Genomic DNA, 22,245 nt, shown 5'->3' with positions numbered 1-22,245 from the left:
GGCCGGGCCGGCCCGGCGCACCACCTGCCGGAGGCCGCGTCCACGAGGGCGGCCCGCGACAGCCGCCCCGGGGTGACGCGACCGGCGACGGACCGCCCTCGGAACCGGCGACGGACCGCCTCGGAGCGGACGGCCGTCCAAGCGGACGGCCCCAATCCGACGGCCCTGCGGCGGGCCGACCGGCAACGAGCATCCCCGGCAACGAGCCTTCGGCCACGCGAAGATGACACATCCCGCCCGGGACACCGCGCCCAAGCGCCCGCCCTCAACGCCGCATACACGACGCCACGAACACAACACCACACACAACGGCACAGACACGACGGCACAAGCACAACACAGATCAGCACAACACAGCACAACACAGCGGCACGAACGCAACAGCACATGCGCGACGCCACCTGCACAGCAGCACATGCGCGACATCGCACGTGCAGCAAAAGGGTCATCGACCGCGACACCCGAGCAAGATCCTTTACAAAACCCGGACCCCCGGTGACCTTCGAGCCACGACCGGTGGTGCGAAGGGAACGCGATGAGAAAAGCAGCCCTGTACGGAGCCGCCGGCTCCCTGATCCTCTCGGCCCTCGCGGCGGCCCCGGCGGCCGGGACGCCCCGGTCCGGCGGCCCGGAGGACCGCGGTACCGCCGTCGCCGCCGCCCGTGCCGTGGCCGCCGGAGTCACCTTCGGCGCCTGCCCGGCGGAGGAGGACCTGCCGCCGACCGTCGAGTGCGCCGCGGTCCGGGTGCCCCTCGACTACGCCGACCCGTGGGGGCGGCAGATCAGTATCGCCGTCAGCCGGGTGCGGGCGGCGGGCGGGCCGTCCGTGCGCCAGGGCGCGCTCCTCTACAACCCCGGTGGGCCCGGCGGCTCCGGCATGTACTTCCCCGCACTCGCCGACGAACCCGAGTGGAAGCGCATCGCGGAGGCGTACGACCTGGTGGGCTACGCGCCGCGCGGCGTGGGCCGCTCCGCGCCCATCTCCTGTCAGCACCCGGCGGAGTTCACCAAGGCGCCGACCTCGGCCCCCGTCCATCCCTCCGCCGCCGAGAAGCGGCAGGGCGTGGCGCGTGCCCGGGCGTACGCGCAGGGCTGCGCCCGCAACGCGGGCCCGGCCCTGCGGCACTACCACACGCTCAACAACGTCCGCGATCTGGAGGTGCTGAGGGAGGCCCTCGGCGAACGGCGGCTGACCTTCCTCGGCGCCTCCTACGGCACCTATCTGGGCGCCCTGTACGCGATGACGTTCCCCGACCGGGTGCGCCGGATGGTGCTCGACTCCCCCGTCGACCCGGACCCGGCGAAGATCTGGTACCGCAACAACCTGGAGCAGTCGCTCGCGTTCGAGAGCCGGTGGGCGGACTTCCGCGCCTGGGTCGCCCGGCACCACGCCACCTACGGTCTCGGCACGACGCCCCGGCAGGTGCAGGCGGCCTACGACCGGGCGCGCGCCCTGCTGGCGGAGAACCCGGCGGACGGCGCGGTCGGCCCGGGCCAGCTCCAGGCGGCGTTCACCCGGACCGTCTACAACGACCTGTACTGGCCGCGCCGCGCCCTGGCCCTGTCGGCGTATCTGAAGGGCGATCCGCGGCAGCTCGTCAAGCAGGCGAAGCCCCGCGCGTCGGCGGCCGCCGAGGAGGAGAACGGCAACGCCGTCTACACGGCCGTGCAGTGCAACGACGCTCCCTGGCCCACGGACTGGGCCGTGTGGGACCGGGACAACACCGCGCTGGCGCGGCGGGCGCCGTTCGAGACCTGGGCGAACGTCTGGATGAACCTGCCGTGCGCGTACTGGCAGCAGCCGCGGCAGCGGCCGGTCGACGTGCGCACCGGGCCGGGGGACGTGCCGCCGCTGCTGATCCTGGCGGCGGAGCGGGACGCGGCCACCCCGTACGCCGGCGCCCTGAGACTGCAGGAGCGCCTGGCGGGTTCGGTGCTGGTCACGGAGCGGGATGCGGGGACGCACGGCATCTCGGGCGGCGACAACGCCTGCGTCAACGGCCATATGGAGGCGTACCTGCTGACCGGCAGGACGCCGGTGCGGCGCGCGTCGTGCGCGCCGCACCCGCAGCCGGACCCGGTGTCGCTGGAGCGGCGGGCGGTCGAGCGGGTGCTGCCGCCCGCCGTCTGATCTTCCGGGTCGGGGGGAGGCGGGCCGCCCCGCGGGGGTCCCGCCTCCTGGTCCGGGTGGTTCTCGGCCGTCAGGCCAGACCGGCCACCAGGTCGGCGACGCTCTTGCGGCGCCCGGTGTAGAAGGGGACCTCCTCGCGGACGTGCATCCGCGCCTCGGACGCGCGCAGGTGCCGCATGAGGTCGACGATCCGGTACAGCTCGTCGGCCTCGAAGGCGAGCAGCCACTCGTAGTCGCCGAGGGAGAAGGAGGCGACGGTGTTGGCGCGGACGTCCGGGTAGCCGCGGGCCATCCTGCCGTGGTCGGCCAGCATCCGGCGGCGGTCCTCGTCGGGCAGCAGATACCAGTCGTAGGAGCGTACGAACGGGTACACCGAGACGTAGTCGCGCGGGGTCTCGTCGGCGAGGAAGGCGGGGATGTGGGACTTGTTGAACTCGGCGGGGCGGTGCAGCGCCATGTTCGACCAGACCGGCTCCAGCGCGCGGCCGAGGCGGGTGCGGCGGAAGAGGTTGTACGCGTCCTGGAGCCGGTCCGCGGTCTCGGCGTGCCACCAGACCATCAGGTCGGCGTCGGCGCGCAGACCGGACAGGTCGTACGTACCGCGAACGGTGACGTCCTCGGCCGCGAGCCGGTCGAACAGCTCCTGGACCTCGCCTGCGTACCCGGCGCGGTCCGCGTCCTGCGGCAGCACGTCCCGCAGCTTGAACACGGACCACAGGGTGTAGCGGATGACCTCGTTGAGGTCCTTCGCCTTCTTACCGGCGTTCGGGATCTTCTCGGGCGCAGTCATGGGGCTATTCTCGCCCTTCGCGGACGGCGCCCCGCACCAGGGGGGCCGTGGCGATGACCTCGTCCGCCGCGCGCTGCCCGCTGCCGACGCAGGCGGGGATGCCGACGCCGTCGTACGCCGCCCCGCAGACCCGCAGCCCGGGCAGCGCGGCCACGGCGTCCCGGACGCGGGCGACCCGGCCCAGGTGGCCGACGGGGTACTGCGGCAGCCCGTCGGTCCAGCGGGTGACGCGGGAGGCGACGGGGCGGGCGGTGAGCCCGGTCGCCTCGGCGAGGTCCCCGAGCGAGGCGGCCACGAGGTCGTCGTCCTCCCGGTCGAGCTGCTTCTCCTCGCCGTACCGGCCGACGGAGGTGCGCAGCAGGAAGAGCCCGGGGGCGCGGTCGGCGACCCAGCCCCACTTCTGCGCGGAGAACGTGGACGCCTTGATCGTTCGCCCGTCCACCGGGGGTACGAGGAAGCCGGACCCGGCGGGCAGCACGGCCGTGTCGGCGGCGCGGAAGGCGAGCGTGACGAGGGCCATCGACGCGTACTCGACCCGGGAGAGCTCGGCGGACGCCGCCGGTGCCGCGTCGGCGAGGAGCACGGAGGCAGACCAGGCGGGGACCGCGAGGACGACACCGTCCGCGATGAGTTCCGCCGCGTCGGTGCGGATCCGCCAGCCGTCGGCGCCGCGGGTCAGACGGAGCACCGGGGTCTCGGTGAGGATCTCGCCGCCGGCGGCCCGGACGGCGTCGGCGACCGCCGCCGGGAGGGTGCCGACCCCGCCGTCGAGGCCCATGAACACGGGGCCGGTCTCGTGCCGCTCGGCGGTCCGGCGCTGCACCTCGCGGACGCCGTCCAGCAGGTTGCCTCCGGCGGCCCGGGCAGCGTCGAAGAGGGCGGGGACGGCGGCGCGCATGGAGATGCGGTAGGCGTCGCCCGCGTACACGCCGCCGAGCAGCGGCTCGACGAGCCGGTCGACGACCTCGTGACCGAGGCGCTCGGCCACGAACGTGCCGACGGCGACGTCCTCCGCCAGCTCAGCCGGGGGCAGTTCGCGCTCCCGCCCGATCCGGGCGACGCCCTCGGCGGACAGCAGCCCGGACAGTGCCTCCGGGGTGCCGGGGACACCCATCACATGGCCCCGGGGCATGGGGTGCAGGGCGTCGCGGGTCCAGACGGAGGCGGTGGTGGTGGCCGGGGGCCGCAGCCGGTCGCCGAGCCCGACGGCGCGTGCGAGGGCGACCGCCTCGGGCCGCCGGGCGAGCACCGACTCGGCGCCGAGGTCGACGGGGGCTCCGGCGATCTCCCCGGTCCGGAGCTTGCCTCCGAGCCGGCCGCCGGCCTCCAGCAGGGTCACCCGCACTCCGGACGTGGCCAGCCGGTGCGCCGCCGCGAGGCCGGCGATACCACCGCCGATGACGACGACACGGCCTGCGCGGGCCCGGGGGTCCTCTGACGTGGGCAGCATGCCTCCACTCTCTCAAACCGCCCCGGGCGGACCGGCATCGGCTCGGGCTCGGCGGCCGGTGCCCGTGCAGGGGCCGGTCTCCCGTGCACGGGCTGGTCTCGCGTGCACGGGCCGGTGGGGGCCGCGCTGACCGGGCGGCGCGGTCCGTGGTCCGCGGTCGGCGGTCCGTGGTCCGCGGTCGGCGGTCGGCGGTCCGTGGTCCGCGGTCGGCGGCGCAGCGCACGGTGGCTCGGCGTCCCCAATCGAGTCCCTACCGTGACCGCCTCGGAACCTGACGGGGCAACCCCGTTCGGCGGCCGCACGTCGAAACCGGCACCGAAACCCATCGCATTCCCCTGGGGGGACCACCATGCGTGCACGGCACAGGCCGGCGGCGGCGCTACTCGTCGTCTCACTCTCACTCGCCGGCTGCGGCGCCTCCGACGACGGATCCGCCTCGACCGCCGACCGGGCCGCCGGAGGCGAGGCCGCGACGGCCGCCGCCCCCGGATCCGCCGCCGACGCCTCGGCCGGAGCCGCCGGCGCGAGAGCCGGCGCGCCCGACGACGGCGCGCCCGACGACGGTGGGACGCAGCGCCTGCCCGCGGCACATGTCATCAGGACCGCCGAGCTGGCCGTGGAGGTGAAGGACGCCGCCCGCGCGCTCGCCCAGGCCCGTACCGCGGTCGAGCAGGCCGGCGGGCATGTCGCCGACGAGTCCACGGAGCGGGTCGACGAGGCCCGCGTCGAGTCCACGGTGGTGCTGCGGGTGCCGCAGGACCGGTACGCGGCGGTCCTCGCCCGGCTCTCGGGCGCCGGGGAGCTGCTGTCCCGCAAGGCCGACGCCAAGGACGTCACCGACCAGGTCGTCGACGTGGAGAGCCGGGTCGCGACGCAGCGTGCGAGCGTGGCACGGGTGCGGGCGCTGATGGACCGGGCGACGAGGCTGTCCGATGTGGTCACGCTGGAGGGCGAGCTGAGCAGGCGTCAGGCGGAGTTGGAGTCCCTGCTGGCCCGCCAGGCGTCGCTGGAGGACCGGACGTCGATGGCGACGATCACACTGCGGCTGTCCGAGCCCGGGCAGCGGGAACAGCCGGATGAGGAGGGCGCCCCGGGCTTCCTGGACGCGCTGTCCGGCGGCTGGGGCGCGCTGGCGTCGACCGCGCGGTGGGTGGCCGCGGTGGTGGCCGCGGCGTTCCCGTTCGGCGCGGCGCTCGCCCTGCTGTACGCGGTGTGGCGGTGGGTGGTCCGGCCGCTGCGGACGCAGCGCGCAGCCCGGGGCTCCGGCATCTCACCGTCGCAGGACCCCGGGCAGTCCGAGCAGAGCCCCGGGCAGAACCCCGTACAGTCCGCGCAGAACCGCGGGCAGGGCTCCGGGCAGGACTGAACGGCCGCTCCCACGTAGCGTGTTCCGTATGGAGCGCATGGTGGTCATCGGCGGTGACGCGGCGGGGATGTCCGCCGCCTCGCAGGCGCGCAGGCTCAGAGGTCCCGGAGAGCTGGAGATCGTGGCCTTCGAGCGGTCGCACTTCGCGTCGTACTCGGCGTGCGGCATTCCGTACTGGGTCGGCGGCGACGTGCGGCACCGCGAGCAACTCGTCGCACGCTCACCCCAGGAGCACCGGAGACGCGGAATCGATCTGCGCATGCGCACGGAGGTCGTCGAGATCGATGTCCCGGGGCAGCGGGTCAGGTGCCGTGACCTGGAGTCGGGCGCGGAGTCCTGGACGGGCTACGACAAGCTGGTCGTCGCCACCGGGGCCCGGCCCGTGCGGCCGGGGCTGCCCGGGATCGACGCGCCGGGCGTGCACGGCGTGCAGACCCTCGACGACGGGCAGGCCCTGCTGGACACCCTCGCGGGGCTGGAGGGCCGCCGTGCGGTGGTGGTGGGCGCGGGCTACATCGGTGTGGAGATGGCCGAGGCGCTGCTGAAGCACGGTTTCGAGGTCACCGTCGTCAACCGGGGCGAGCAGCCCATGGCGACGCTCGATCCCGACATGGGCCGCCTGGTGCACGAGGCGATGGAGGGCATGGGCATCACCACCGTGAACGGCGCGGAGGTCACCGGGATCCTCACGGATCCGGGGGCGGGTGCGTCTCCCGTGCCCGGGCTGCCGGACGGGAGGGTGCGCGGGGTCGCCACGGAGGGCCGGGAGTTCCCGGCGGACGTGGTGGTGCTCGGCATCGGCGTCGAACCCGAGACGGCGCTGGCGCGGGCGGCGGGGCTCCCGGTCGGTACGTACGGAGGTCTGCTCACCGACCTGTCGATGCGGGTGCGCGGGTACGAGAACATCTGGGCGGGCGGCGACTGCGTCGAGGTCCTCGACCTGGTCTCCGGTCGCGAGCGGCACATCCCCCTCGGCACCCACGCCAACAAGCACGGCCAGATCATCGGCGCGGGCGCCGGCGGCGGCTACGCCACCTTCCCGGGAGTGGTGGGGACCGCGGTCAGCAAGGTCTGCGACCTGGAGATCGCCCGAACGGGCCTGCTCGAGAAGGAGGCCCGCGCGGTGGGCCTGCGCTTCGTGTCGGTCACGGTCGAGTCGACCAGCCGTGCGGGCTACTACCCGGGCGCGGCCCCGATGACGGTCAAGATGCTCGCCGAGCGGCGTACGGGCCGGCTCCTCGGGGTCCAGATCGTGGGGCGCGAGGGCGCGGGCAAGCGCGTGGACGTCGCGGCGGTCGCGCTCACCGCCGGGATGACGGTGGAGCGGATGACGGCCCTGGACCTGGGCTACGCCCCGCCGTTCTCCCCCGTCTGGGATCCGGTGCTGGTCGCGGCGCGCAAGGCGACGGCCGCGGTGGCGCAGGCCGGCTGAGGGTCCTGCGGGCGGTATCGCGCGGCGCCGCCGAAGGGCGGTACGACCGTCTGCCGCCGGGGGGGGCGGTACGACCGCCCCCCGGCGGCGCCTTGCGACGGCACCGTGCGGCGCCGCCCGCGGGCGGGTGGTGACGAAGCGCGGCCGCCGGGGCGACCGCCCCGGCGGTCAGCGTGCCGTACGGGTGTGGACGTAGTCCGTGAGGCGGGTCAGGGCGTCCGGGTCGGTGGTGGGCAGCACACCGTGTCCGAGGTTGAAGACGTGCCCCTCCAGGCCGCGCGCCGCGTCCAGGACCTCGCGGGTCTTGGCCTCGACGGCCTCCGGGGTGGAGAACAGCACCGCCGGGTCCAGGTTGCCCTGGAGCGCCCGGCCGGGCCCGACCCTGCGGGCCGCCTCGTCGAGCGGTACGCGCCAGTCGACGCCGACGACGTCCGCGCCGGCCTCGCCCATCAGGCCGAGCAGCTCGCCCGTTCCGACGCCGAAGTGGATACGCGGCACGCCGTACCCCTCGACCTCGGCGAACACCCTCGCGGAGGCGGGCATGACCGAGCGGCGGTAGTCGGCGGGGGACAGCGCGCCGACCCAGGAGTCGAAGAGCTGCACGGCGGAGGCCCCGGCCTCGATCTGCACCTTCAGGAAGGCCGCGGTGATCCCGGCGAGCCGGCCGAGCAGGTCGGCCCACAGCTGCGGGTCGCCGTACATGAGTGCCTTGGTGTGCTCGTGGTTGCGGGACGGCCCGCCCTCGACGAGGTAGCTGGCGAGGGTGAAGGGGGCGCCGGCGAAGCCGATGAGCGGTGTCGCGCCGAGTTCACCGGTGAGCATCCCGATCGCCTCGGTGACGTACGAGACGTCCTCGGGGGTGAGGTCGCGCAGCCGGGCGAGGTCCTCGCGGCGGCGCACCGGTTCGGCGACGACCGGGCCGACGCCGGGCTTGATGTCGAGGTCGATACCGATGGCCTTCAGCGGCACGACGATGTCGCTGAAGTAGATCGCCGCGTCGACCTTGTGGCGGCGCACCGGCTGGAGCGTGATCTCGGTGACGAGTTCGGGCCGCATGCACGACTCCAGCATGGGGACGCCCTCGCGCACCTTCAGGTACTCGGGCAGCGAGCGGCCCGCCTGCCGCATGAACCACACCGGGGTGTGGGGCACGGGTTCGCGTCGGCACGCCCGGAGGAACGCGGAATCCCGCAGGGCGTCGGTCGTCGGCTGCTGGCCCGCGGACGGGGCGCCCCCGGCGGGGGAGGTGCTCCGAGCCGGGGGGAGGTCGTTGGCGCTCACGCGCAGAATCTTCGCATGTACGGGCAGGGAGCATGCGCGGGTGGGTGTCTCTCCCTGCGCCGGGCCCGGGTTCCGCCTACTCTTCCCCGCATGGCTGCGGCTCAGGGACAGTTCTCCGATCCATCCGACGGCGCCGAGGGCACGGACGGCTCCGGGCGGGGCTCCTCGCCGCGGGCGTTCCGGCTCGCGGTCGACGCGCTGCGCGCGGCACGGCCGCGTCCCGGGATCGAGGTGGACCCGGCCAGGCCGCCGCAGCGCCTCGCACCGCACGCGTACGCGCTGGAGGCGGCGGTCGTCGACGACGGGGAGGACCTGGCGGACGGGCGGCTCGTCCTGCTGCACGACCCGGCGGGTCACGACGCCTGGCAGGGGACGTTCCGGCTGGTGACTCTGGTGCGCGCCGAACTCGAGCCGGAGATGGCGGCGGACCCGCTGCTGCCCGAGGTGTGCTGGTCGTGGCTGACCGGCGCGCTGGAGGCGCGAAACCTCTCGTACGGGGAGCCGAGCGGCACGGTCACCCGGGCGGGTTCTCACTACTTCGGAGGACTCGCGGACCGGCGTCCCGCGACACAGATCGAGATCCGGGCCTCGTGGACCCCGCGCGAGGGCGGCGACGGCGCCCCGGACACCGCGGCGCACTTCGGGGCGTGGTGCGACCTGCTGTGCCAGGTCGGCGGCCTCCCGCCCGCGGGACCCGCGGGCGACTCCGGCGGCGCGGCGGCGGGCGTCGTCACCCTGCCCCAGCGCCGGGGCCCGCACGCGCCCTAGCCGCATCGCCATCGCCCCGCCCGGCTGTCTCCCCGCCTCGTCCCGGGGCCCGCGCCGCGGGGTGGGGAGCGCCGCGGAACCGCTGGGCCCGCGTGGCAGGGACGCGCGGGGAGTACGGAACGGGCGGCGCGGGTGGTGGGGTCGGCTCGGGTGGTGGGGGGTGGGGTGGAGAAACGCGGACCGGCGCCGGACTGCGGTCCGCGTCGCCCGGCCCGATCGCCCCGGGGCCCACGACGGCGGGTGAGGTGAAGCGCGTGCGGCCGAGTTCAGGAGAGGGGTCGTGGAGCGGGCAGGGATGTCCGGACGGGATCGCAGCATGATCGCTCACGCGTCCTAATTGCCGCAATTGTTACTCACTAAATCGTGATCTTTCTCTAAAGGCGACCAGGTTTGCTGCCGAAGAGGTGGTGACCCAGCAAGCACGCTCCGCCCCGGCTTCATCCCCGAGCCGGCTCCGTCCCCCACCTTCCCAGGAGGCCTGGTGTCCGTTCTCCTCGAGCAGCCCGCAAGCCTGGTCGCCTACCGCCCGAACAAGCCGACGGCCATGGTCGTCGTGGCCGACCCGCGCGTCCGCTCCACCGTCACCCGCCACCTGTGGGCGCTCGGGGTGCGTGATGTCATCGAGGCGTCGTCCATCGCGGAGGCCCGCCCCCGCGTCGGCAACCCGCGCGACATCTGCGTGGCCGACGTCCACCTGCCCGACGGCAGCGGACTGACCCTGCTGTCCGAGACCCGAGCCGCAGGCTGGCCCAACGGCCTCGCCCTCTCCGCCGCCGACGACATCGGCGCCGTCCGCAACGCCCTGGCCGGTGGGGTGAAGGGCTACGTCGTGACCGGCACCCGCACCAACCTCGGCCACCCCGGCCGCCCCGGGGCCGCCCCGATCGGCGCCGCGGCCGCCCGGCTGCACCGCCGTCCCCCCGGCGCCCCGAGCCACCCGGGCGGCTACCGCGAACTGTCGGGCCGCGAGGTGGAGGTGCTCCGGCTGGTCGCGGAGGGGCAGTCGAACAAGGCGATCGGCGTCTCGATGGGCCTGTCCGCGCTGACGGTCAAGAGCCACCTGGCCCGCATCGCACGCAAGCTCGGCACCGGCGACCGCGCGGGGATGGTGGCCGTGGCGCTGCGCACCGGCATCATCCACTGAGCCCCGCCTTTACACCGGACCAGCGCCCGTCGACGGAACGTTCCGTCGACGGGCGCTTGCCGTTGACGGATACCCTTGACAGGTGACCGACGCCCAAGAGACCGCAGCAGAGCCGGACCTGCGCACCACCGGGGGCGGCCCCCCGGACGGCGGCGTCACCGCCGAGGCGGCGCCGATCCCCCTGCTGGAGCCGCGGGAGGGCGTCCCTCCGGTGGTCTCCACGCCCGGCGGACTGGAGTCCGTCGTCGCCGCCTTCGCCGCCGGCTCCGGTCCCGTCGCCGTCGACGCCGAACGCGCCTCCGGCTACCGGTACGGACAGCGCGCGTACCTCGTCCAGCTGCGCCGCCAGGGTGCCGGCACAGCGCTCGTCGACCCCGTCGGATGCCCCGACCTCTCCGCCCTCGGCGACGCCGTCGCCGGCAGCGAGTGGATCCTGCACGCCGCCACCCAGGACCTCCCGTGCCTGCGCGAAATAGGCATGCTGCCGACCAGGCTCTTCGACACCGAGCTGGCCGGGCGGCTCGCGGGCTTCGCCCGGGTGGGCCTGGGCGCCATGGTCGAGTCGGTGCTCGGCTACGCCCTGGAGAAGGGGCACTCGGCGGTGGACTGGTCGACCCGCCCCCTCCCGGAGCCCTGGCTCAGGTACGCGGCACTCGACGTCGAACTGCTCGTCGACCTGCGGGACGCGCTGGAGAAGGAACTGGACCGGCAGGGGAAGCTGGAGTGGGCGCGGCAGGAGTTCGACGCCATCGCCTCGGCCCCACCCGCCGCCCCGCGCAAGGACCCCTGGCGGCGCACCTCGGGCATGCACAAGGTGCGCCGCCGCCGTCAGATGGCCGTCGTACGGGAGCTGTGGACGGCCCGCGACAAGGTGGCCCAGCGCCGCGACGTGTCCCCGGGCAAGGTGCTCGGGGACGCGGCGATCATCGAGGCGGCGCTCGCGCTCCCGCAGAACGTGCACGCGTTGACGACCCTGCCGGGGTTCGGGCACCGCGCGGGCCGGCGGCAGCTGGAGCAGTGGCAGGCTGCGGTGGACCGCGCGCTGGCGCTGCCGGAAGGGGAGCTACCGCAGCCGGGCCAGCCGGTGACCGGACCCCCTCCGCCGCGATCCTGGGCGGACAAGGACCCGGCCGCGGCGGCGCGGTTGTCCGCGGCTCGTGCGGCGGTGTCCGTACTGGCGGAGCGGCTGAACCTGCCCCAGGAGAACCTGATCACACCGGACACCGTGCGGCGCCTGTGCTGGGAGCCGCCGGCGGAACCGGGCCCGGAGGCGGTCGTTTCCGTGCTGACCGCACTGGGGGCCCGGCCCTGGCAGGTCGAACAGGTGACGCCCCTGCTGACGAGGGCGCTGCGGGCGACTCCCTGACGCACTGCCCGCGGGTGGTGCCGGCTGCCCGGCGTATCCCCCGGACGCCGGGCGTGCTCGGGGCGTGGCGGGTACGGCGGGCCGAACGTCCGAGGTCGGACCGCGGACGTCGGGTCGTCGGAACGTCGGTCGTCGGTCGTCGGACCGCAGACGTATGCGTCGCCGCTCGAGGGGCAAGCCCGACGTCAGCCGCCTGACACTGGGGCACTGGAGCACTGGGGCACTGGGCACCGGCCCGTAGACATCAGACGACGGACAGCAGACGACAGGTGCCGGATAGCAGATACCGGATGACAGATAACAGATATCGAAATCTGTCATCTGTTAGAACCGAGGCACGTTTCCGCCGAGCACCGCGACACCGAACGCCGCACACCGGGACCCGACACCCGAAGGCCAGCCGACCGGGAGCGAACGCTCCGACGCGGCGCGGCACTGCGGGGCTGCGGGGCTGCGGGGCTGCGGGGCTGCGGGGCTGCGGGGCTGCGGGGCAAGGGTGGGGCGCAGGGTAGCGGTGTCCGCCGACGGAGGCGTCGGCGTGGCGGGAGCCCCGCGCGGCGGGCAGGCGCGACCGTGTGGGGTGTGACGTTCACCGCTCCCGCGACGAGGGGTGGGCAACCCTGTTACCCGCAAGTAGCATGAGGGTAGCAAGCGCACGCTTAGCCGCGTGTCACGCAGCAGTGCCATCCCGCACCCTGGAGGAGAGCCATCGTGCCTCGTACCGTCAGGGACGTCGTCTTCGTCGACGGCGTCCGCACCCCGTTCGGCAAGGCGGGCCCGAAGGGCATCTACCACGAGACCCGTGCCGACGATCTCGTCGTGAAGGCCATCCGGGAGCTGCTGCGCCGCAACCCGGACCTCGACCCCGCGAGGATCGACGAGGTCGCCATCGCGGCGACCACCCAGATCGGCGACCAGGGTCTGACGATCGGCCGCACCGCCGGCATCCTCGCGGGTCTGCCGCAGTCCGTCCCGGGCTACTCCATCGACCGCATGTGCGCCGGCGCGCTGACCGCCGTCACCACGGTCGCGGGCAGCGTCGCCTTCGGTGCGTACGACGTCGCCGTCGCCGGCGGCGTCGAGCACATGGGCCGCCACCCGATGGGCGAGGGCGTGGACCCCAATCCGCGCTTCGTGTCGGAGAAGCTCGTCGACGAGTCGGCCCTCTTCATGGGTATGACCGCGGAGAACCTGCACGACCGCTACCCGCACATCACCAAGCAGCGCGCCGACGAGTACGCCGTCCGCTCGCAGGAGAAGGCCGCCAAGGCGTACGCCAACGGCAGGATCCAGCAGGACCTGGTGCCGGTCTCGGTGCGCCGCACCAACCCGGAGGCCGGTGAGACCGGCTGGGGTCTGGTCACCGCCGACGAGCCGATGCGCCCGGGCACCACGCTGGAGAACCTCCAGGGTCTGAAGACGCCGTTCCGCGTCCACGGCAGGGTCACCGCGGGCAACGCCGCCGGTCTCAACGACGGCGCCACCGCCTCGCTGATCGCCTCCGAGGACTTCGCCCGCGAGAACGGCCTCCCGGTGAAGATGCGCCTGGTGTCGTACTCCTTCGCGGGAGTCGAGCCCGAGGTCATGGGCTACGGCCCGATCCCGGCGACGGAGAAGGCCCTCGCCCAGGCGGGGCTGTCCATCGGGGACATCGGCCTGTTCGAGATCAACGAGGCTTTCGCCGTCCAGGTGCTCGCCTTCCTCGACCACTACGGCATCGCCGACGACGACGCCCGCGTCAACCAGTACGGCGGCGCCATCGCCTTCGGCCACCCGCTGGCCTCGTCCGGCGTGCGTCTGATGACGCAGCTGGCGCGGCAGTTCGAGGAGCAGCCGGAGGTCCGCTACGGCCTCACCACGATGTGCGTCGGCTTCGGCATGGGCGCCACCGTCATCTGGGAGAACCCGCACCACAAGGACGCCGGAGGCAACAAGTGAGCGAGCGCAGCGAGCGAACCACGGAGAGGTGCAGTATGTGCGAACGCCCCACCGAGCGAAGCGAGGTTGCGGCATGAGCACCACCGCTGAGCTGCTGAAGGGCGCGGCCGAGCTGTTCCCGGACGAGGTCGTCACCCAGGCGCACGTACGCCACCTCGACCTCCCCGGCGGCGCGGGCAGGTTCGCCCTCATCACGCTGGACAACGGCCTGGACCACACCAAGCCGACGACGTTCGGCCCGCAGTCGCTGGCCAACCTCAACGCCGCGATCGACCAGGTCGAGAAGGAGGCGTCGGAGGGCGCCGTGGTCGGCGCCGGAATCACCGGCAAGCCGTTCATCTTCGCCGTCGGAGCCGACCTCAAGGGTGTGGAGCTGCTCAAGCGGCACGAGGACGCGCTGGCCATCGGCAAGGGCGGCCACGACGTCTTCAAGCGGCTCTCCTCGCTGGGCGTGCCGACGTTCGCGTACTACAACGGCGCGGCGATGGGCGGCGGTGTCGAGGTCGGTCTGCACTGCTCGTACCGCACGGTCTCGTCGGCCCTGCCGGCCTTCTCGCTGCCCGAGGTGTTCCTCGGACTGGTGCCCGGCTGGGGCGGCTGCGCGATCCTGCCGAACCTGATCGGGGCCGACCGCGCCGTCTCGGTGATCATCGAGAACTCGCTCAACCAGAACAAGCAGCTCAAGGGCGTCCAGGTGCACGAGCTGGGCATCGCCGACGCGATCTTCGAGGGCGCGGACTTCCTGGAGCAGTCGCTGATCTGGACGGCGTCCGTCCTCAAGGGCGAGATCGTGGTGGAGCGCCCCGAGATCGACCGCGGCGAGGCCTGGGACCAGGCCGTCGCCAGGGGCCGGTTCATCGCCGACTCCAAGGTGCACGGCGCCGCCCCGGCCGCCTACCGGGCCCTCGACATCATCGAGGCCGCCAAGGACGGCGACCTGCAGAAGGGCTTCGACGCCGAGGACACCGCGCTGGCCGACCTCATCATGGGCGGCGAACTGCGGTCCGGCATCTACGCGTTCAACCTGGTGCAGAAGCGCGGCAAGCGCCCCGCCGGCGCGCCGGACAAGTCGCTTGCCCGCCCGGTCACCAAGGTCGGTGTCGTCGGCGCCGGACTGATGGCCTCCCAGCTGGCGCTGCTGTTCCTGCGCCGCCTGGAGGTGCCGGTGGTCCTCACCGACATCGACCAGGAGCGCGTCGACAAGGGCGTGGGCTACGTCCACGCCGAGATCGAGAAGCTGCTGGGCAAGGGCCGCATCAACCAGGACAAGGCCAACCGCCTCAAGGCGCTGGTGAGCGGTGTCCTGGACAAGGCCGAGGGCTTCGCGGACGCGGACTTCGTCATCGAGGCCGTCTTCGAGGAGATGACGGTCAAGCAGAAGGTGTTCGCCGAGGTCGAGGCCGTCGCCCCGGCGCACGCGATCTTCGCCACCAACACCTCCTCGCTGTCGGTGTCGGAGATGGCATCGAAGCTCCGCCACCCGGAGCGCGTGGTCGGCTTCCACTTCTTCAACCCGGTCGCCGTGCTCCCGCTGCTGGAGATCGTCCGGGGCGAGCAGACCGACGACGCCTCCCTGGCCACGGCCTTCGCCGTCGCCAAGAAGCTGAGGAAGACCGCGGTGCTCACCAAGGACGCACCGGCGTTCGTGGTGAACCGGATCCTGACCCGCTTCATGGGCGAGATCCAGAACGTCATCGACGAGGGCACCCCGGTCGCCACCGCGGAGAAGGCGATCGAACCGCTCGGCCTGCCGATGTCGCCGCTGGTGCTGCTGGAGCTGGTCGGCCCGGCGATCGGTCTGCACGTGTCCGAGACGCTGAACCGCGCCTTCCCGGAACGCTTCACGGTGTCCCCGAACCTCAGGGCGGTCGTCGAGGCCGGCAAGCGCGGCTTCTACGTCTACGACAGCGGCAAGCCGGAGCTGGACCCCGAGGTCGCCGCGCTGCTGAAGCAGGGCGACAGCGTCCTGACGGAGGAGCAGGTCCGCGCCCGCGTCCTGGACGCGGTGGCGCAGGAGATCGGGCTGATGCTGGAGGAGGGCGTCGTCGCCGAGGCTCAGGACATCGACCTCTGCCTGATCACGGGCGCCGGCTGGCCGTTCCACCTGGGCGGCATCACGCCGTACCTGGACCGCGAGGGCGTCAGCGAGCGTGTCAACGGCAGGCGGTTCCTGGCGCAGGGCGTGGCGAGCGTCCCCGCGTGACCGTGCGACCCGCCTGACCGGCGACCCGCGTCCCACGCGTACGAGGTGTTGCGGGTGGCGGGTTGCGGGTGGCCTGCGACATGCGCCGGTGGCCGGTGCCGAGTCACCGGACCACCGGCCGGCCGGTGGTCCGGTGGTCCGGTGGTTCGGCGGTCAGACGTGAGGACGTGAAGACGTGAACGGGCGGTACGGGAGGGATCCCGTACCGCCCGTTCACGTGCGGTCGGCCCGCCCGCGGTGTCCCGCCGGGCCGGGGACGCCCGGGCGTGTCACCGTACGGCGTCACACCCGCGTCCACGCCTCCATCGCCAGACCGGAGTCGGACTTCTGCCGGGTCACGCGCAGGGAGCCGTCGGCGCCCAGGGCGGCGAGGACGACCAGGCCGGTGCCGTCGACGGCGAGGGCCGGGGCGCCCACGCAGGGCTCGCCGGTGGGTGCCCAGTCGAGGGCGGCGGACTCCTTCTCCGTCGGGTACGAGGCGAGGGCCGGGCGTCCGTCGGCACCGCGCTGCGCGAGGATCGTGCAGTCCTGGCCGTCGACCGGTGTCCGGAGCACGGCGACCGGCCCGGAGCCGCCCTCCCCGCCGAGCTTCGCGGGGGCGGCCATGCCCTCGCGCCAGGCGTGGACGGCGCCCGCGGCCGCGTCGCGCCAGAAGTGGGTCAGCCGCTCGCGGCCGGTGCGCTCCGAGCTGACGGAGCCGTCGGCGGCGGCGGACGCGATGTCGGCGGCGCGCCGGAACTTCACGCCCTGGGTCTCCTGGTCCCACCGCAGCACGGAGTCCTCCGCCGGGGCGAGGACCTCCATCAGCCCGCGGTCGGTGACCGCCGCGGCGGGCAGACCGAGCGTCCCGCTGCCCTTGAGGTCGGCCCACTTGTTCCATCTGCCGTTCGGTACCTGCGCCCGGCCGCACACCCCGCCGCCCGCGTTGCGCACGAAGACGTGGAGGGAGCCCTCCGCGTCCACGACGGCCGCGGGGAGCCCTATGGTCGCCGCGAGGGCCCGGTCCCGGGCGTACGGGGTCCCGAGGGCGTACCAGTCGCGCAACGGGCGTCCGGACTGGTACTGGATGGCCTGCACCACGTCCGTGGCGAGTTCGCCGCCGGCGACCGGGGTGCGCCGCAGCCCGACCAGCTGCACATAGCCGTCCGCACCCTGGGCGATGGCCAGATAGGGCAGGACGCCAGGGGCGGGGAACAGCTCGGGGCCGGTCCATCCGGGACCGCCCGGCCGCTTCTCGGTCCAGCGCAGAACGCCGTCGGCGGCCGGTGTGTACGCGGACAGCCGTCCGTCCCTGCCTCGCAGCAGCCAGCCGGCGGTCGGCGGGAGCGAGGGGTCGGCGGGCAGGGAGGCGGACGCCCGGGACGCCCGGTGCTGCCTGCCTTCGGCGCCCACGGGTGCGGGGGCGGTGTCCATCCGACGCTTCGACCTCCGCGCAGACCGCAATGACATGGCCTGTTGCCCACCTTCCCCGAGCGCCTTGCAACCGCGTGATTCACGTGACGATAACACCCGGTGAATCCCCGGTTCGCCCGGCCGCGGAGCGGTCCTGTGGCACGCTTCCGCCATGGTCCTCCTCCTTGTCGTCGATGGCGCGAACGTGGTCGGTTCGGTACCGGACGGCTGGTGGCGTGACCGCCGGGGCGCGGCCGAGCGGTTGCGCGACGGACTGGTTCCGCTCGCCGAGGAGGGTATCCCCGGACACCCCGGTCCGGTCGAGGTGGTGCTGGTCGTCGAGGGCCGGGCGAGGGGGGTCCGGGCGGTCCCGGGCGTACGCGTCGAGGAGGCCCCCGGAAGCGGTGACGACCGTATCGTGGAGCTGGTCCGGGAGAACGCGGGCCGTTCCGCTGTCGTGGTCACCGCCGACCGGGGGCTGCGGGAGCGGGTGGCGGCCCTGGGTGCGGGGTTCGTGGGGCCGCGTGCGGTCCGCCGCCGCTGACCCGGTCAGCGGCGTCCGCCCGTCATCGCCCGTCATCGCCCGTTGGCGCCCGTTGGCGCCCGCCGCCGGGAGCCGCCGCCCGTCAGCGCCGCCCGTCAGCGCCGCCGAGGCAGGGCGGGGCCGTCCGCGGGCGCGGGCCGGCTCGTGTGCGGAGGGATGTCGCGGGTGTGAGGGCGCAGCTCGATGGCTGCGGCAACTGCGGCGGCTCCGACGGAAGTGCGCGCACACTCTTCGGCTCCCCATGTCCCGTCACGGGGGCGTGCGGGGCCGTGTGGGGTGGTGGCGGACCGGCCGCCGGGGCCGCGTGCCCGCCGGTCGCCGGGCCGCGGGGAGCGGAGCCGGACCGACCCGGAATAGCCTGGAATAAAACGTAACAACGCAGAACAACGCAGAATAACACAGAACAACACAGAACAACACAGAACAACACAGAACAACACGGAACGAGCCGGAACGAGAGCCGGAACGAGCGGCAGTAGGACCCAACGATAGGGAACAGCCCGGTACGACCCGGAATCAGCCGTTAGAGGGCGGAAGGTTCCGGGACGAGCTGGTGCCGCGTCAATCAGGGTCCGCCCGTCGGCAGCGGCGCGGAGCGGCGTCCGGTGCGGCGGATCACAGGGCGCCGGATCACAGGGCGCCGGATCGGCCTCGCAGCAGGCCTACCCGGTTGGTTCGGCGGCGCTGCGAGTCGCCGTGCCGGGCGTCGCGACGGGGCGAACGCCGCCTGACGCGGCACCGGCTAGAAATCGGCGCCCCTGCCCAGTTTGCCGAGGCGGCTGTGGGAGCGGCCGTAGAGGTAGTAGACGACCACGCCCAGCGCCATCCAGACGGCGAACCGCAGCCAGGTCTCGGCGGGGAGGTTCAGCATCAGCCAGAGGGACGCGGCGATGGACAGGGCGGGCAGTACCGGTACCCAGGGGGTGCGGAACGCGCGGTGCAGGTCGGGCCGGGTGTTGCGGAGGACGATGACGCCGAGCGCCACGATGACGAAGGCGAAGAGTGTGCCGATGTTCACCAGCGCGGCGAGCGCCTGGAGGCTGGTGAAGCCCGCGATGACGGCGATGACCACGCCGAGCACGATGGTCGCGCGGTGGGGTGTGCGGAACGTCGGGTGGGTGATGGAGAAGAAGCGCGGCAGCAGTCCGTCGCGGCTCATGGCGAAGAACACCCTGGTCTGGCCCAGCAGCAGGATCATGCAGACGGTGATGAGTCCGACGGCCGCGCCGAGGCTGATGGCGCCGGCGAAGAAGGGCTGGCCGACGGCCTTGAACGCGTCGGCGAGCGGGGCGGTCGCCGACATCTCCGTGTAGCGCTGCATGCCGGTGACGACGAGGGTCACGGCCACGTACAGCAGGGTGCAGATGAGCAGGGAGCCGAGGATTCCGCGGGGCATGTCGCGCTGGGGGTTCCTGGTCTCCTCGGCGGCGGTGGCGACGACGTCGAAGCCGATGAAGGCGAAGAAGACGATGGAGGCGGCGGTGAAGATGCCCATGACGCCGAAGTTGGTGGGCTCGTAGCCGAACAGCAGCTGGACCAGCGGCGCCGAGAGGCCGCTGCCGGTCTCCTGCGGCTGTGCCGGGGGGATGAAGGGGGTGTAGTTCTCCGCCTTGATGAAGAAGGCGCCCGCGACGATGACCAGCAGCACCACGGTGACCTTGATCGCGACGACGATCGCGGTGATGCGGGCGGACAGCTTCATGCCGATGACGAGTACGGCGGTGAGCGCCAGGATGAGCAGGAAGGCCAGCAGGTCGAAGTGGCCCCCCGCGTCGGGCCCGGAGAGCGCCGTCGGCATCGTCACGCCGAGGTTGGTCTCCAGGAGGGCGCGTACGTATCCGGACCAGCCGACCGCCACCACCGCCGTGCCGAGGGCGAACTCGAGGACCAGGTCCCAGCCGATGATCCAGGCGGGGAGTTCCCCGATCGAGGCGTAGGAGAAGGTGTACGCCGAGCCGGCCACCGGCACGGTGGAGGCGAACTCGGCGTAGCAGAGCGCCGCGAGGGCGCAGACGATGCCGGCGGCGACGAAGGACAGGGCGGTGGCGGGGCCGGCGTTCTCCCTGGCGGCGATGCCCGTCAGCACGAAGATGCCGGTGCCGATGATGACGCCGACACCGAAGACGGTCAGGTCCCAGGCGGAGAGCGACTTCCTGAGCGCGTGCTCCGGCTCCTCCGTGTCCCGGATCGACTGCTCGACCGTCTTGGTCCGGAACGCTCCGGTACTCCTGGGGGGCTGCTGCTGTGTGCTCACCGGCGTACCTCCGTACCCATGGCCGTCAACCCATGATCGAGAGGGGTGCAGTGCGTCGCCCGCCCACGGAGGGCGTTTCACACGAAAGGACCGGCCGGATACCTCCCTGGGTACTCCGACCGGTCCAATCTCTCTGCCGGTGGGTGCGCCGGACGGCGCGAGGATCAGTCCCGTGCGGGCGCGGCGGCCCTGCTGGGCTCGTCGTCGAGGCGGCCGTCCAACTTGGCGACGAGGCCGGTGACCTGGCGGGCGATGTCCGGCGCGGTCAGCCCGATCTCGGCCATGACCTCCTTGCGGGAGGCGTGGTCGAGGAAGCGCGGCGGGATGCCGAAGTCGCGCAGCGGCAGGTCGACCCCGGCGTCGCGCAGCGCCTGGGCGACGGCGGAGCCGACCCCGCCGACGCGGCCGTTGTCCTCGACGGTGACGACGACGCGGTGCTCGGCGGCGAGCGCGGGGAGGGCCTCGTCGACCGGCTTGACCCAGCGGGGGTCGACGACGGTGGTGGAGATGCCCTGCTTGTCGAGGAGGCCGGCGATCTCCAGGCACATCGGCGCGAGCGCGCCGACCGAGACGAGGAGGACGTCGGGTCCGGGGGTGCCTCCCATGCCCGACATGCCCGGGGGGCCGTCGGGGACGGTGCCGGGCTCCCGCAGGACGTCCATGCCGCCGACGCGGCGGACGGCCGGGACGGCGGGGCCGACCACGCCCTTGGAGTAGCGGACCACGGTGGGCGCGTCGTCGACCTGGACGGCCTCGCGGAGCTGGGCGCGCAGCTGCTCGGCGTCGCGTGGTGCGGCCATCCGCAGGGTGGGGACGACCTGGAGGATCGACATGTCCCACATGCCGTTGTGGGAGGCGCCGTCGTCGCCGGTGACACCGGCCCGGTCCAGTACGAAGGTGACTCCGCACCCGTGCAGGGCGACGTCCATCAGCACCTGGTCGAAGGCGCGGTTGAGGAACGTGGCGTAGACGGCGAACACCGGGTGGAGTCCGCCGGTGGCGAGTCCGGCCGCCGAGGTCGCCGCGTGCTGCTCGGCGATACCGACGTCGAACACGCGCTCGGGGAAGGTCTCGGCGAACTTCTTCAGGCCGACGGGCTGGAGCATCGCCGCGGTGATGGCGACGACGTCCTCGCGCTCCCGGCCCAGCTTGACCATCTCGTCGCCGAAGACGGAGGTCCAGCTGGCCGCGGCGGTCTTCACCGGCAGACCGGTGTCGGGGTGGATCGGGCCGATGCCGTGGAAGCGGTCGGCCTCGTCCTGCTCCGCGTGCTGGTAGCCGCGGCCCTTCTCGGTGAGGCAGTGGACGATGACCGGACCGCCGAACCGCTTGGCGCGGGTCAGCGCGGACTCCATGGCCTCGATGTCGTGGCCGTCGATGGGGCCGACGTACTTCAGGCCGAGGTCCTCGAACATGCCCTGCGGGGCGATGAAGTCCTTCAGGCCCTTCTTGGCGCCGTGCAGGGTCTCGTAGAGGGGCCTGCCGACGACGGGGGTGCGCTCCAGGATGTCCTTGCCGCGGGCGAGGAAGCGCTCGTAGCCGTCGGTGGTGCGCAGGGTGGCCAGGTGGTTGGCGAGGCCGCCGATGGTGGGGGCGTAGGAGCGCTCGTTGTCGTTGACGACGATGACGAGCGGGCGGTCCTTGGCGTCGGCGATGTTGTTCAGCGCCTCCCAGGCCATGCCGCCGGTGAGGGCGCCGTCACCGATGACGGCGACGACGTGGTCGTCCTTCCCCAGCACCTCGTTGGCCTTGGCCAGGCCGTCCGCCCAGCCGAGGACGGTCGAGGCGTGGGAGTTCTCGATGACGTCGTGCTCGGACTCGGCGCGTGAGGGGTAGCCGGACAGGCCGCCCCTGGCCCGGAGCCTGGAGAAGTCCTGCCGGCCGGTGAGCAGCTTGTGCACGTAGCTCTGGTGGCCGGTGTCGAAGAGGACCCTGTCCTTCGGCGAGTCGAAGACCCGGTGCAGGGCGATGGTCAGCTCGACCACGCCGAGGTTGGGGCCGAGGTGGCCGCCGGTCTTGGAGACGGCGTCCACCAGGAAGCCGCGGATCTCCGCGGCCAGCCCGTCGAGTTCCTCCGGACTGAGCCGGTCCAGGTCACGTGGTCCCCTGATACGGGTAAGCAGCTCCCACCCGTCGCCCACCGCCACATCTGAACGACGCGCTACGCGCGGCTGCGTCACCGTGCC

The 22,245-nt window shown here is 73.3% G+C and carries 15 protein-coding genes; 9 read left to right on the top strand and 6 right to left on the bottom strand.

The window, feature by feature from the left end; all coding sequences use genetic code 11:
- The first annotated feature begins 535 nt into the window (after positions 1-535).
- The gene (locus tag DDQ41_RS26120; RefSeq protein ID WP_109296656.1) at positions 536-2,131 is read left to right on the top strand and encodes an alpha/beta hydrolase; all 1,596 of its coding nucleotides are present in this window, start codon (positions 536-538) and stop codon (positions 2,129-2,131) included.
- 70 nt (positions 2,132-2,201) lie between these two features.
- Here DDQ41_RS26120 and hemQ read toward each other — a convergent pair whose 3' ends face one another.
- The gene (gene hemQ / locus DDQ41_RS26115; RefSeq protein ID WP_109296655.1) at positions 2,202-2,921 is read right to left on the bottom strand and encodes a hydrogen peroxide-dependent heme synthase; all 720 of its coding nucleotides are present in this window, start codon (positions 2,919-2,921) and stop codon (positions 2,202-2,204) included.
- 4 nt (positions 2,922-2,925) lie between these two features.
- Complete coding sequence (gene hemG, locus DDQ41_RS26110) at positions 2,926-4,371, bottom strand: protoporphyrinogen oxidase (protein WP_109296654.1); 1,446 nt, start codon at positions 4,369-4,371, stop codon at positions 2,926-2,928.
- Positions 4,372-4,720: 349 nt separating this feature from the next.
- On the opposite strand from hemG, the gene DDQ41_RS26105 reads away from it, so the two are divergent.
- Both DDQ41_RS26105 and DDQ41_RS26100 read left to right on the top strand, forming a co-directional pair.
- A complete protein-coding gene (locus DDQ41_RS26105; RefSeq protein WP_109296653.1) occupies positions 4,721-5,737 on the top strand; it encodes a DUF4349 domain-containing protein in 1,017 nt (338 codons plus the stop codon).
- 28 nt (positions 5,738-5,765) lie between these two features.
- A complete protein-coding gene (locus tag DDQ41_RS26100; protein WP_109296652.1) occupies positions 5,766-7,169 on the top strand; it encodes an FAD-dependent oxidoreductase in 1,404 nt (467 codons plus the stop codon).
- A gap of 168 nt (positions 7,170-7,337) precedes the next feature.
- Here the strand turns inward: DDQ41_RS26100 and hemE are convergent, their stop codons facing one another.
- Positions 7,338-8,450 carry a uroporphyrinogen decarboxylase gene (gene hemE / locus DDQ41_RS26095; RefSeq protein WP_109296651.1) on the bottom strand — a complete coding sequence of 371 codons (1,113 nt, stop codon included), beginning with the start codon at positions 8,448-8,450 and terminating at the stop codon, positions 7,338-7,340.
- 90 nt (positions 8,451-8,540) lie between these two features.
- Between hemE and DDQ41_RS26090 the strand changes: the two genes are divergently transcribed.
- From DDQ41_RS26090 to DDQ41_RS26070, 5 genes are all read left to right on the top strand, one after another.
- Complete coding sequence (locus tag DDQ41_RS26090) at positions 8,541-9,218, top strand: DUF3000 domain-containing protein (RefSeq protein WP_109296650.1); 678 nt, start codon at positions 8,541-8,543, stop codon at positions 9,216-9,218.
- A 481-nt stretch (positions 9,219-9,699) separates the two neighbouring features.
- Positions 9,700-10,362, top strand: a complete 663-nt coding sequence (locus DDQ41_RS26085) for a helix-turn-helix transcriptional regulator (protein WP_109296649.1) — start codon at positions 9,700-9,702, stop codon at positions 10,360-10,362.
- An 82-nt stretch (positions 10,363-10,444) separates the two neighbouring features.
- Positions 10,445-11,728 (top strand): HRDC domain-containing protein, encoded by a 1,284-nt coding sequence (locus DDQ41_RS26080; protein ID WP_109296648.1) that lies wholly within the window; start codon positions 10,445-10,447, stop codon positions 11,726-11,728.
- Between the two features lie 711 nt (positions 11,729-12,439).
- Positions 12,440-13,666: a thiolase family protein gene (locus DDQ41_RS26075; protein ID WP_109296647.1), complete on the top strand. Its 1,227-nt coding sequence runs from the start codon at positions 12,440-12,442 to the stop codon at positions 13,664-13,666.
- Positions 13,667-13,739: 73 nt separating this feature from the next.
- The gene (locus DDQ41_RS26070; RefSeq protein ID WP_109296646.1) at positions 13,740-15,869 is read left to right on the top strand and encodes a 3-hydroxyacyl-CoA dehydrogenase NAD-binding domain-containing protein; all 2,130 of its coding nucleotides are present in this window, start codon (positions 13,740-13,742) and stop codon (positions 15,867-15,869) included.
- Positions 15,870-16,151: 282 nt separating this feature from the next.
- On the opposite strand, the gene DDQ41_RS26065 is transcribed toward DDQ41_RS26070, so the two are convergent.
- Positions 16,152-17,261: a hypothetical protein gene (locus DDQ41_RS26065; RefSeq protein ID WP_109297953.1), complete on the bottom strand. Its 1,110-nt coding sequence runs from the start codon at positions 17,259-17,261 to the stop codon at positions 16,152-16,154.
- Between the two features lie 172 nt (positions 17,262-17,433).
- Between DDQ41_RS26065 and DDQ41_RS26060 the strand changes: the two genes are divergently transcribed.
- Positions 17,434-17,805, top strand: coding sequence for a PIN domain-containing protein (locus tag DDQ41_RS26060; protein ID WP_109296645.1), 372 nt, complete (start codon positions 17,434-17,436; stop codon positions 17,803-17,805).
- Between the two features lie 742 nt (positions 17,806-18,547).
- On the opposite strand, the gene DDQ41_RS26055 is transcribed toward DDQ41_RS26060, so the two are convergent.
- Complete coding sequence (locus DDQ41_RS26055; RefSeq protein WP_109296644.1) at positions 18,548-20,059, bottom strand: amino acid permease; 1,512 nt, start codon at positions 20,057-20,059, stop codon at positions 18,548-18,550.
- Between the two features lie 164 nt (positions 20,060-20,223).
- A complete protein-coding gene (gene dxs / locus DDQ41_RS26050) occupies positions 20,224-22,200 on the bottom strand; it encodes a 1-deoxy-D-xylulose-5-phosphate synthase (RefSeq protein ID WP_109297952.1) in 1,977 nt (658 codons plus the stop codon).
- Positions 22,201-22,245: the final 45 nt, after the last annotated feature.

Source organism: Streptomyces spongiicola, from assembly GCF_003122365.1.
Classification (GTDB): Bacteria; Actinomycetota; Actinomycetes; order Streptomycetales; family Streptomycetaceae; genus Streptomyces; species Streptomyces spongiicola.
Note: the sequence above shows the minus strand (reverse complement) of the source record. Positions and strands in the feature narration are given on the sequence as shown.